The sequence below is a fragment of the Streptomyces sichuanensis genome, from assembly GCF_020328095.1.
GTDB classification, from domain to species: Bacteria; Actinomycetota; Actinomycetes; order Streptomycetales; family Streptomycetaceae; genus Streptomyces; species Streptomyces cinnamoneus.
In genome coordinates this window covers 22351-34341 of sequence record NZ_JAIXMK010000008.1, presented here as the reverse complement: position 1 = coordinate 34341, position 11991 = coordinate 22351, and the positions used below count along the sequence as shown (strand labels likewise).

9 protein-coding genes and 1 pseudogene are annotated in these 11991 nt (G+C 74.2%); 6 read left to right on the top strand and 4 right to left on the bottom strand.

The features are described 5' to 3' along the window. Window positions 1-44: 44 nt before the first annotated feature. The 6 genes from lanKC to LE181_RS04680 are packed head-to-tail and all read left to right on the top strand — an operon-like array spanning window position 45 to window position 7229. Complete coding sequence (gene lanKC / locus LE181_RS04705; RefSeq protein ID WP_225659784.1) at window positions 45-2603, top strand: class III lanthionine synthetase LanKC; 2559 nt, start codon at window positions 45-47, stop codon at window positions 2601-2603. A 1-nt stretch (window position 2604) separates the two neighbouring features. Continuing rightward, window positions 2605-3684 carry a glycosyltransferase family 2 protein gene (locus tag LE181_RS04700; protein ID WP_225659783.1) on the top strand — a complete coding sequence of 360 codons (1080 nt, stop codon included), beginning with the start codon at window positions 2605-2607 and terminating at the stop codon, window positions 3682-3684. Beyond that, entirely contained in the window at window positions 3681-4748 is a 1068-nt protein-coding gene (locus LE181_RS04695) for a glucose-1-phosphate thymidylyltransferase (RefSeq protein ID WP_225659782.1), read from the top strand. The genes LE181_RS04700 and LE181_RS04695 overlap by 4 nt, the downstream gene beginning before the upstream one ends. Before the next feature lie 47 nt (window positions 4749-4795). Next, window positions 4796-5764: a dTDP-glucose 4,6-dehydratase gene (gene rfbB, locus LE181_RS04690; RefSeq protein WP_225659781.1), complete on the top strand. Its 969-nt coding sequence runs from the start codon at window positions 4796-4798 to the stop codon at window positions 5762-5764. Further along, window positions 5761-6648, top strand: a complete 888-nt coding sequence (rfbD, locus tag LE181_RS04685) for a dTDP-4-dehydrorhamnose reductase (protein WP_225659827.1) — start codon at window positions 5761-5763, stop codon at window positions 6646-6648. The genes rfbB and rfbD overlap by 4 nt, the downstream gene beginning before the upstream one ends. Continuing rightward, on the top strand, window positions 6636-7229 hold the full coding sequence (locus LE181_RS04680) for a dTDP-4-dehydrorhamnose 3,5-epimerase family protein (RefSeq protein ID WP_225659780.1): 594 nt from the start codon (window positions 6636-6638) through the stop codon (window positions 7227-7229). The genes rfbD and LE181_RS04680 overlap by 13 nt, the downstream gene beginning before the upstream one ends. 61 nt (window positions 7230-7290) lie before the next feature. Here LE181_RS04680 and LE181_RS04675 read toward each other — a convergent pair whose 3' ends face one another. The 4 genes and pseudogenes from LE181_RS04675 to hrcA form a co-directional block, all read right to left on the bottom strand. Beyond that, the gene (locus tag LE181_RS04675) at window positions 7291-8040 is read right to left on the bottom strand and encodes a 16S rRNA (uracil(1498)-N(3))-methyltransferase (protein WP_225659778.1); all 750 of its coding nucleotides are present in this window, start codon (window positions 8038-8040) and stop codon (window positions 7291-7293) included. A 66-nt stretch (window positions 8041-8106) separates the two neighbouring features. Further along, a pseudogene (locus LE181_RS04670) lies at window positions 8107-9172 on the bottom strand (nitronate monooxygenase). A 613-nt stretch (window positions 9173-9785) separates the two neighbouring features. After that, complete coding sequence (dnaJ, locus tag LE181_RS04665) at window positions 9786-10925, bottom strand: molecular chaperone DnaJ (protein WP_225659777.1); 1140 nt, start codon at window positions 10923-10925, stop codon at window positions 9786-9788. Then, entirely contained in the window at window positions 10926-11942 is a 1017-nt protein-coding gene (gene hrcA / locus LE181_RS04660) for a heat-inducible transcriptional repressor HrcA (RefSeq protein WP_190110165.1), read from the bottom strand. It lies immediately after the preceding gene. Window positions 11943-11991 lie beyond the last annotated feature (49 nt).

The following is an 11991-nucleotide window of genomic DNA, read 5'->3' as shown; positions in this document are numbered from 1 at the left end:
CCACCGGCCCCACGGGGCCACCGCACTTCTAGGGGGAAACCACCATGATGCTCCAGTACCTGAACTACTGCCGGCCGGGCGACGTCTTCTACGACAAGCCCGTCGTGGACGAGGACTCCGCGACCGCCTACGGCGCCGGCCTCGGCCTGCCCGGACAGTGGCGGCGCGAGACCAACGCCGACTGGGCCATGGTGATTCCCCCCGGCACCGACCTCCCCCGGCAGGGCTGGAAGATCCACGTCTCCGCCACCCCGGCCAACGCCGAGCAGGTCCTCAAGACCGTCTGGGACCACTGCGTGCCGCGCGGGGTGACCTTCAAGTACATCCGCAACGGCCAGGTGCTGTTCCGTCGCAACAGCAAGTACGGCGACCGCAGCGCCAGCGGCAAGTTCATCACCGTCTACCCCCTCGACGAGGAGCACCTGGCCGCCCTGCTCGGCGAGCTGGGCGAACTCCTCGACGGCAGCGACGGCCCGTACATCCTCAGCGACCTGCGCTGGCGCGCCGGCTGCCCGCTCTACGTGCGCTACGGCGCCTTCGTCGAGCAGACCGTCCGCAACGCGGCCGGCGAGATCGTGTACTGCGTCACCGACCCCGACGGCAACCTGGTGCCCGACCACCGCGGCCCCGGCTTCCGCCCGCCGGCCTGGGCGCCCCTGCCCGCGTGCCTGGCCGACTCGCTCGCCGCCCGCAGCGCGGGCACGCTGCGCGACTTCCCCTTCCGCGCCACCAAGGCACTGCACTTCTCCAACGGCGGCGGCGTCTACGAGGCCACCGACATCCGTGACGGCGCCACCGTGCTGCTCAAGGAGGCCCGCCCGCTGGCCGGCCTGGACGACACCGGCGCCGACGCGGTGGCCCGCCTGGAGAGCGAGCACTGGGCACTGCAGCAGCTGGCGGGCCTGGCCCGTACGCCCCGGCTCATCGACTACCGCATCGGCAGCGAGCACTACTTCCTGGCGCGCGAGTACATCGCGGGAACGCCGCTCTTCAAGGCGATGGAGCAGCGCAACCCGCTGCTCAACCGCGACCTGCCCGCCGAGGAGGCCGCGCCGTACGCGCGGTGGGCCCTGCACGTCCTCGACGAGATCGAGACAGGCGTGCGGGAGATGCACGAGCGGGGCGTCGTCTTCGGCGACCTGCACCCGAGCAACGTGCTGGTCCGCGAGGACGGCGGCGACGGTGCTCCCCGCATCGCCTTCATCGACTACGAGGCCAGCAGCGAGACCAGCGCCGAAGCCGGCCAGCCCATCGGCGCACCCGGCTTCCGGGCGCCCGCCGGCTACACGGGCACGGCGGTCGACCGCTACGCCCTGGGCTGCCTGCGGCTGGCGCTGTTCGTGCCGCTGACCATCATGTTCCCGTGGTCCCCGCGCAAGGTCGACCAGCTCATCGACGTCGCCGTCCGCCACTTCCCCCTCCCCGCCGACTTCGCCGACCGCGTCCGCGCCGACCTCGGCACCGGCGCCCACCCCGACGCACCCGCCGCCCCGGCGGAGCGGCCGGAGCCGTCCTGGGAGCCGTCCGGCCTGCCCGCCCTGCGCCGGGCGATCGCCGACGGCATCACGGCCTGCGCCACCCCCGGCCGCGAGGACCGCCTGCACCCCGGTGACATCCAGCAGTTCCTCGCCCCCGACGGCGGCGTGACCTTCGCGTACGGCGCGGCGGGTGTGCTGTGGGCGCTGGCCGCGGCGGGCACCCCGGCCCCTGCCGAGCACACCGACTGGCTGCTGCGCGCCGCCGGCCGCCTCACCGCGCCGCGGCCGGGCTTCCACGACGGCCTCGCCGGCATCGCGTACGCCCTGGACCACCTGGGCCGGACGGACGAGGCGCTGGGCCTGCTCGGCCGGGTGACGGGCGCGGCGCTCGACGCGGCCGACACCACGTTCCACAGCGGCCTGCCGGGCATCGGCCTGACGTGGCTGCACTTCGCCGGCCGCACGGGCGACGGGGCGCTGCTGGACGCGGCCGCGGGCATCGCCGACCGCCTCGTCGACGGCGCCGGCAACGGGGCCGCGGGCCGGCCCCGGCCCGGTCTGCTGCACGGTCACGCGGGCACCGCCCTGTTCCTGCTGCGGCTGTACGAGCGGACGCAGGACGCCAAGCTGCTGCACCACGCGGTGGAGGCGCTGCGACAGGACCTCGCGGACATCGGCCACCCGGGGCAGGCGCCCGGCGACGCGCCCTGGCGCTCGCCGCTGCTGGGCGCGGGCAGCGCGGGCCTGGGCATGGTCCTGCACGACGCGCTCGCCCACCACGACGAGCCCGGGTTCGCCGCGGCCCGCGACGCCATCCGGGACGTGACGAAGCCGCACTTCGTGCAGCACGCCGGCCTCTTCCACGGCCGGGCCGGCATGACCCTCGCCCTCGCGCACATGCGGGACGGCGACCCGGAGGCCGGGGCCGCGCTGCAGCGGCACGTCGCCGCCTTCGCCTGGCACTCCCACCTCATCGACGGCCGTCCCGCGTTCCTCGGCGACCAGCTGCTGCGGCTGTCCGCCGACCTCGCCACCGGCGCCGCCGGCGTCCTGCTCGCCACCCACGCCGTGCACGCGGACGCCGCCGTGGCCCTGCCCTTCTTCCGTCCGAGCCAGGAGCGCTGACGTGACCGGTTCCCGCCCCCTGGTGTCGGTGATCTGCCCCACCTACAACCGCTCCGAGGCCATCGTGCGCACGCTCGACTCGGTGCGGAACCAGTCGGTGACCGACTGGGAGCTGCTGGTCCTGTCGGACGGCAGCACCGACGACACCGAGGACTGGGTGCGTGCCGCCGCCCACGAGGACCGGCGCATCCGTCTCGTCCGCACCGCGCGGCACGGGCACCCCAGCGGCCCCCGCAATGAGGGCCTGGCCCTGGCCCGTGGCGCGTACATCGCCTACATCGACCACGACGACGTGTGGCGCGAGAACCACCTCGCCGTAGTGCTCTCCCTCTTCGAGGAGGGCGGCGAGCTCGTCGCCACCGGCTTCGAGTGCCGCAACCGGAACGACGAGGTGACCTCCGTCTCCGACGCGTTCGGGCTGTGCTGGCACCCCGAACTGCAGCTGCTCGGCCCCGTCTTCGAGCCCTCGCGCGTGGCGCACCGCGCCGGGCTGGCCGAACGGGTCGGCGGCTGGCGGGCCGGTTACGGCCTGGAGGACTGGGACCTGTGGCTGCGCCTGGCCGACGCGGGCTCGGTGTTCACCACCGCGCAGGACCGCACCACCGAGCTCTTCGACGACCCCGGGACGCGCCGCTTCGCCACCCCGCTGCGCCACCGGCTGCCCGTGGCGTCCTTCCACGACCCCCGGCACGCCCAGACGGTGCTGCGGGAACTGCAGGGCGGCCGGCACGAGGCCGCCTTCCGGGACGCGGCCGCCGCGGACACCCGCGCCTGGTTCGCACGGCTGCGCACCACCGCGGAGTTCACCACGCCCCGCGGCTGGGACCCGGACGCCGACCTGGACGCGGTGATCGCCAAGGCCGCGGCCGACGCCCCGTCGCCCTGGCCCGACCTGGTCCTCGTCCCCGAGAAGGGCCGCTTCGTCGTGGCCCAGCGCCTGTGGTGCTCCACCGCCGAGCACGCCGCCCGCGTCGTCGAGCTGACCCATCGCACCCAGCGCGAACAGTTCGCCCTGGTGGAGGAGATCGTGCGGGAGACGGCCGGCTCCGTGGCCGTCTCCGCGGGAAGCGGTGCGCGGTGAAGGCCCTCGTCCTGGCCGGCGGCACCGGCAGCCGGCTGCGGCCCCTCACCCACACGGCCGCCAAGCAGCTCGTGCCGGTCGCCAACAAGCCGGTGCTGTTCTACGGCATCGAGTCGATCGTCGAGGCCGGCATCACCGACATCGGCGTGGTCGTCGGCGACACCGCCGCGGAGATCCGCGCCGCGCTCGGCGACGGCTCGCGCTTCGGCGCCCGCGTCACCTACCTGCCGCAGGAACGGCCGCTGGGGCTGGCGCACGCCGTCTCGGTGGCCCGCGACTGGCTGGGCGAGGACGACTTCGTGATGTACCTCGGCGACAACTTCATCGTCGGCGGGATCACCGGCTTCGTCGAGAACTTCCGTGCGCAGCGCCCGGACGCCGGGCTGCTGCTCACCAAGGTCGACGACCCGCGCGCGTTCGGGGTCGCCGAGCTCGGCCCGGACGGCGCCGTGGTGCGGCTGGAGGAGAAGCCGAGCGCGCCGCGCAGCGACCTGGCCCTGGTCGGCGTGTACTTCTTCACCAGCGCCGTGCACGCCGCCGTGGCCGCCCTGACGCCCTCGGCGCGCGGCGAGCTGGAGATCACCGACGCCATCCAGGGGCTGATCGACGCGGGCCGCACCATCCGCGCCACGACGATCACCGGGTACTGGAAGGACACCGGCAACGCCCACGACATGCTGGAGGTCAACCGCTCGGTGCTGGAGGGTCTGGAGCGGTGCGTCGAGGGCGAGGTCGACGACACCAGCAAGATCATCGGCCGGGTCCGCATCGAGCGCGGCGCGCGGATCGAACGGTCCCGCATCGTGGGCCCCGCGGTCATCGGTGCCGGCACGGTCGTCCGCGACTCCCGCATCGGCCCCTCCACCTCCATCGCCGAGGACTGCACGATCACCGGCAGCGAGGTGGAGTCGTCCATCATTCTCCGGGGCGCCGGCATCGACCGGGCGGGCCGCATCGAGGACTCCCTCATCGGCCGGTCCGTGCAGGTGACGGGCGTCGCCGAGGCACCGCGGGGACACCGCCTGGTGCTCGGCGACCACAGCCGCATCCACATCGCCGCATGAGCCCGCCCACGGCCGGCACGAGACGCGAAAGACCCCGGAAGACCTCGATGAGACTGCTCGTTACCGGTGGTGCCGGATTCATCGGCTCCCACTTCGTCCACGGCCTGCTGGCGGACCCCGCCGGCCCCTCGGCCGTCACCGTCCTGGACGCCCTCACCTACGCCGGCAACCGCGCCAACCTGCCCACCGCGCAGCAGGCGCCGCGCCTGGACTTCGTGCACGGCGACATCCGCGACGCCGCGCTCGTCGGCGACCTGATGGCCCGGCACGACGCGGTGGTGCACTTCGCCGCCGAGTCGCACGTCGACCGGTCCATAGCCGACGGCACGGAGTTCACCTCCACCAACGTCCTGGGCACCCAGACGCTGCTGGAGGCCGCGGTGCGCACGGGCGTCGGCACCTTCGTGCAGGTGTCCACGGACGAGGTGTACGGCTCGATCGCCACCGGCTCCTGGACCGAGGAGCAGCCGCTCGCCCCCAACTCCCCCTACGCCGCGTCCAAGGCCGCGGCCGACCTCATGGCCCTCGCCTACCACCGCACGCACGGCCTGGACGTCCGCATCACCCGCTGCTCCAACAACTACGGCCCCCGCCAGTTCCCGGAGAAGCTGATCCCCCTCTTCACCGGCCGCCTGCTGGACGGGCGGACCGTCCCGCTCTACGGCGACGGCGGCAACGTGCGCGACTGGCTGCACGTCGAGGACCACTGCCGTGCCGTCCGGCTGGTGCTCGACGGCGGACGCCCGGGCGAGGTCTACAACATCGGCGGCGGCACCGAGCTCACCAACAAGGAGCTCACCGGCCGGCTCCTGGCCGCCTGCGGCGCCGGCTGGGACCGTGTGGAGCACGTGGCGGACCGCAAGGGACACGACGCCCGCTACTCCGTCGACTGGTCGAAGATCCACCGCGAGCTCGGCTACGCCCCCGCGCACTCCTTCGACCAGGGGCTCGCCGCGACCGTGGCCTGGTACCGCGACCACCGCACCTGGTGGCCGACGCCGGCGGCCGCCGCATGAGCGGCTGGCTGATCACCGGCGCCGGCGGCCTGCTGGGCGGCGAACTGCGCGCCCTGCTGCCGGCGCACACCACCACCGCCCTCACCCGCCACGACCTGGACGTCACCGACCCGGACGCCGTCGCCGACGCCGTCGCCGGGCTGCGCCCCTCCGTGGTCGTCAACTGCGCCGCCTGGACGGACGTCGACGGCGCCGAGGCCCACGAGGCCGGGGCCCTGGCCGTCAACGCCACCGCCGTGCACGCCCTCGCCCGCGCCTGCCGGCACACCGGCGCCCGGCTGCTGCACGTCTCCACCGACTACGTCTTCGACGGCACCGGCCGCACCCCCTACGCCGAGGACGCCCGCCCGGCACCACGCACCGCCTACGGCCGCACCAAGCTCGCCGGCGAGCACGCGGCCCTGACCGGGCACCCGGACGGCGCGACGGTGGTCCGGACGGCGTGGCTCTACGGCGTCGCCGGCCGCACGTTCGTCGGCACCATGGCCGAACGGGCCCGCGCCGGCGAGCAGGTGCGCGTCGTCGACGACCAGCACGGCCAGCCCACCTGGGCCCGGGACGTCGCCGGACGCCTGCTGGCCCTCGGCACCGGCCCCGCCCGCCCCGGCATCCTCCACGCCACCGCGGGCGGCCGCACCACCTGGTACGAACTGGCCCGCGAGGTGTACCGGCTGGCGGGCGCCGACCCGGCGCTGGTGACCCCCATCGGCAGCGCCGACCTGAACCGGCCGGCCCCCCGGCCCGCCTGGAGCGTCCTCGGCCACGCGGGCTGGCAGGCGACCGGGCTGCCTCCGCTGCGCCACTGGCGGACCGCCCTGCACGACGCCTTCCCCGCCTTCACCCCCGCCACCGACCACCCGAGGAGCCCCGCATGCGCCCGCTGACCATCGACGGGGCCTGGATCCACGAACCAGTCGTCCACCGCGACGACCGCGGCGCCTTCCACGAGTGGTTCCGCGCGCCGGACTTCCTCGGCGCCACGGGAGCCCCCCTGGAGCTCGCCCAGGCCAACTGCTCCGTCTCCCGCCGCGGCGCACTGCGCGGCATCCACTTCGCGGACGTCCCGCCGGGCCAGGCCAAGTACGTCACGTGCCTGCGCGGCGCCGTCCTCGACGTCATCGTCGACGTGCGCACCGGCTCCCCCACCTACGGGCAGTACGAGACCGTGCGCCTGGACGACACCTCGCGGCACGCCGTGTACCTCTCGGCGGGGCTCGGGCACGCCTTCCTGGCCCTGACCGACGACGCGACCGTCATCTACCTCTGCTCCACGGGCTACCGGCCCGGGCGCGAGCACGGCGTGCACCCGCTCGACCCGGCCCTCGGCATCGACTGGCCCGAGGAGGCGGGCGTTCCCCTGCTGTCCGCCAAGGACGCCGCGGCACCCACGCTGGAGGAGGCGCGCCGGGCCGGCATCCTGCCCGCCTACGCGGCCTGCCGGCCGGCGTACACGCCCACCCCCTGAAAACGGGGCGCGCCCGGCACCGGTCTCCCCCGTGACCGGCGCCGGGCGCGCCCGCTGCGCGTCAGCCCCAGCGGCCCGTGCGGCCCAGCAGCAGTGCGGCCGCGGCCGTGCCCGCCGTGGACGTGCGCAGGACGCTCGGGCCCAGGCGGTAGGGGTGGGCGCCCGCCTCCGCGAACGCGGCGAGCTCCTCGGGCGAGACGCCGCCCTCCGGGCCCACGACCAGCACGATGTCACCGTCCGCCGGCAGCTCGGCCGTGGCCAGCGGCGTGCTGCCCTCCTCGTGCAGGACCGCCGCGAAGGCGGCGCCGGCCAGCAGCCCGGCCACCTGCCGGGTCGTCATGAGGTCCGCGATGTCGGGGAAGCGCAGCCGGCGGGACTGCTTGCCCGCCTCGCGGGCGGTCGCCCGCCACTTGCCGAGCGACTTCAGGCCGCGGTCGCCCTTCCACTGCGTCACACAGCGGGAGGCCGCCCACGGGACGACCGCGTCGACGCCGGTCTCGGTCATCGTCTCGACGGCGAGCTCGCCCCGGTCGCCCTTCGGCAGCGCCTGCACCACCGTGATGCGCGGCCGCGGCTCGGGCTCGGAACGGACCGAGGTCACCGAGACGTCGAGGTGGTCCTTGCCCTCGACAGCGGCCACCGTGCCGTGGACGCCCGTGCCGTGGCCGTCCGTCAGGACGATCTCCTCGCCCACCCGCAGCCGCCGCACCGAGACCGCGTGCCGGCCCTCGGGGCCGTCCAGCGGGAAGACGGTGCCGGGGAAGACGCCCGTGAGGGAGTCTTCTTCGACGAGGAAGACCGGCGCTGTCATGACGTACTCGCTCTCTCGGTGCTGCAGTGGGTGGTTCGGTGGGGCGGGCGTGCCCGCCCCGGGGGGTCAGTGGTTCAAGGAGTCGCGGGCCGCGTCCAGTTCGGCGACCAGCAGGGCCGTCAGCCCGGCCGCCGGGAGCGTCCTCGCCAGCCGGTGGCCCTGGCCGGCCCACAGGGCCATCGCCTGCGGGTCGCCCACCGCGGCGGCCGCCCTGCGCAGGCCGGACGTCATGTGGTGGATCTGCGGGTACGCGGCCGGGGCGTACGGGCCGTGCTCCCGGATGAAACGGTTCACCAGCCCTCGGGCCGGGCGGCCCGAGAAGGCCCGGGTCAGCTCGGTCCCCACGTAACGGGGGTCGGTCAGGGCCCGCTTGTGCAGCTCGTGGGCGCCCGACTCCGGGCACGGCAGGAAGGCCGTGCCCAGCTGCGCGGCCCAGGCGCCGGCCGCGAGCACGGCGGCTATCTGCTCGCCGCGCATCAGCCCGCCCGCCGCCACGACCGGCAACTCCACCGCCGCACGGACCTCGGCGAGCAGGGGCAGCAGACCGGCCCCCGCGCCCGCGCCGTCCGCGTGCGGATCGTCGCGGTGGGTGCCCTGGTGGCCGCCGGCCTCCACGCCCTGCACGCAGACCGCGTCCGCGCCCGCCGCCTGCGCGGCGCGGGCCTCGGCGGCCGAGGTCACGGTCACGACCGTCACCGAGCCGGCCGCCGCCAGGGCGTCCACCGTCGTACGGGAGGGGCACCCGAAAGTGAAGGGAGACGACCGGCACCGGGTCGTCGAGGAGGATGGCGAGCTTGGCGTCGTACGCGTCGTCGCACGCCTGGTCCGTCTCCCCGAGCGGGGTGCGGTACCAGGTGGCTTCGCCCGCGAGCTGCTCGGCGTACAGCTCGACGGCCGCCGGGTCGGCGGCGGGCGGCTGCGGCATGAAGAGGTTCACGCCGAAGGGCCGGGCGGTACGGGCGCGGAGCTGCTTGATCTCCTCGTACATGGCCGCCGGGGTCTTGTAGCCCGCGGCGAGGAAGCCGAGGCCGCCGGCCTCGCAGACGGCCGCGGCCAGGGCCGGGGTGGAGCCGCCGCCGGCCATGGGCGCCTGCACGATCGGGTGCTCGAAGAGTCCGGTCAACGGAGCCATGACCACATCGTGTCACAAACGCACCGGCCGCCCCCGTGCCCGGGGACGGCCGTCAAGTGTGGGGGGCGACCGGCGCCCCGTCGAACGCACTCCGAGGGCGCGCCTACCGCCCGTTGAACGCATCCTTCAAGCGCGAGAACAGCCCCTGCTGCCCCGGCTTACCGTACTCACCCGGGGGACAACCCCCGGGCCCCCGGCCGCGCGCCTACCGCCCGTTGAACGCATCCTTCAAGCGCGAGAACAGCCCCTGCTGCCCCGGCTTACCGTACTCACCCGGGGGACAACCCCCGGGCCCCCGGCCGCGCGCCTACCGCCCGTTGAACGCATCCTTCAAGCGCGAGAACAGCCCCTGCTGCCCCGGCTTACCGTACTCACCCGGGGGACAACCCCCGGGCCCCCGGCCGCGCGCCTACCGCCCGTTGAACGCATCCTTCAAGCGCGAGAACAGCCCCTGCTGCCCCGGCTTACCGTACTCACCCGGGGGACAACCCCCGGGCCCCCGGCCGCGCGCCTACCGCCCGTTGAACGCATCCTTCAGCCGCGAGAACAGCCCCTGCTGCCCCGGCTTACCGTACTCACCCGGGGGACAACCCCCGGGCCCCCGGCCGCGCGCCTAGCGCCCGTTGAACGCGTCCTTCAGCCGCGAGAACAGCCCCTGCTGCCCCGGCTTGAACTCGCCCATCGGGCGCTCCTCGCCGCGGATCTTGGCCAGCTGGCGCAGCAGGTCCTCCTGCTGCGGGTCCAGCTTGGTGGGCGTGGTGACCTCGACGTGCACGATGAGGTCGCCGCGGCCGCCGCCGCGCAGGTGGGTGACGCCGCGCTGGTGCAGCGGGATCGACTGGCCGGACTGCGTGCCCGGGCGGATGTCGATCTCCTCGACGCCGTCCAGCGTCTCCAGCGGGACCTTCGTGCCGAGCGCGGCCGCCGTCATCGGGATGGTGACCGTGCAGTGCAGGTCGTCGCCGCGGCGCTGGAAGACCGGGTGCGGGGTCTCGTGGATCTCCACGTAGAGGTCGCCGGCGGGGCCGCCGCCGGGGCCGACCTCGCCCTCGCCCGCGAGCTGGATGCGGGTGCCGTTGTCGACACCTGCCGGGATCTTCACCGTCAGGGTCCGCCGCGACCGCACGCGGCCGTCGCCGGCGCACTCCGGGCACGGGGTCGGCACGACCGTGCCGAAGCCCTGGCACTGCGGGCAGGGACGGGAGGTCATCACCTGGCCCAGGAAGGACCGCGTGACCTGCGAGACCTCACCGCGGCCGCGGCACATGTCACAGGTCTGCGCGGAGGTACCGGGGGCCGCACCCTCGCCGCTGCACGTGGTGCAGACGACGGCCGTGTCGACCTGGATCTCCTTGGTCGTGCCGAAGGCCGCCTCCGTCATGGAGACTTCGAGCCGGATCATGGCGTCCTGGCCGCGGCGCGTGCGCGAGCGCGGACCGCGCTGCGACGCCTGGCCGAAGAAGGCGTCCATGATGTCGGAGAAGTTGCCGAAGCCCGCGCCGAAGCCGCCGGCACCGGCGCCCGCGCCGCCCGAGGAGGACAGCGGGTCGCCACCGAGGTCGTAGACCTGCTTCTTCTGCGGGTCGGAGAGCACCTCGTAAGCGGCGTTGATCTCCTTGAACCGCTCCTGCGTCTTCGGGTCCGGGTTGACGTCCGGGTGCAGCTCGCGCGCGAGACGGCGGAAAGCCTTCTTGATCTCGTCCTGCGAGGCGTCGCGCCGTACGCCCAGGACCGCGTAGTAGTCCGTGGCCACTTACGACTCCGCCAGGATCTGTCCGACGTAACGTGCCACTGCGCGTACCGCTCCCATCGTTCCGGGGTAGTCCATGCGGGTCGGTCCGACCACGCCGAGTTTGGCGACGGCCTCGTCGCCCGAACCGTAGCCGACGGCGACGACGGATGTGGAGTTCAGTCCCTCGTGGGCGTTCTCGTGACCGATGCGCACGGTCATCTCCGAGTCCTTCGCCTCGCCGAGCAGCTTGAGCAGCACGACCTGCTCCTCCAACGCCTCCAGCACGGGCCGGATCGTCAGCGGGAAGTCATGACCGAAACGAGTGAGATTGGCGGTACCGCCGATCATCAGCCGCTCCTCGGTCTCCTCGACCAGCGTCTCCAGCAGGGTGGCGAGGACCGTAGAAACGGTTCCGCGGTCGTCCTGCTCGAAGGATTCGGGGAGGTCCTGCACCAGCTGCGGCACGTCCGTGAAGCGCCGGCCCACGACGCGGCTGTTCAGCCGGGCGCGCAGGTCGGCCAGCGCGGTCTCGCCGAACGGGGCCGGGCAGTCGACCATGCGCTGCTCGACCCGGCCGGTGTCCGTGATCAGCACCAGCATCACGCGGGCCGGGGCCAGCGCGAGCAGCTCCACGTGACGCACCGTCGAACGCGTCAGCGAGGGGTACTGCACCACCGCGACCTGCCGCGTCAGCTGCGCCAGCAACCGCACCGTGCGGGCGACCACGTCGTCCAGGTCGACGGCACCGTCCAGGAAATTCTGGATGGCGCGCCGCTCCGGGGTCGACAGGGGCTTGACGCCCGCCAGCTTGTCGACGAAGAGACGGTAGCCCTTGTCGGTGGGGATGCGACCGGCGCTCGTGTGGGGCTGGGCGATGAAGCCCTCGTCCTCCAGTGCGGCCATGTCGTTACGCACCGTGGCCGGTGAGACGCCGAGGCGGTGCCGCTCGGTGAGGGCTTTGGAGCCGACGGGCTCCTCGGTGCCCACGTAGTCCTGAACGATGGCGCGCAACACCTCAAGCCTGCGTTCGCTCAGCATTGCGCGCACCTCCAGTCCAGTTGGTCAAGCCGTCGTACGGGGTCCCGCG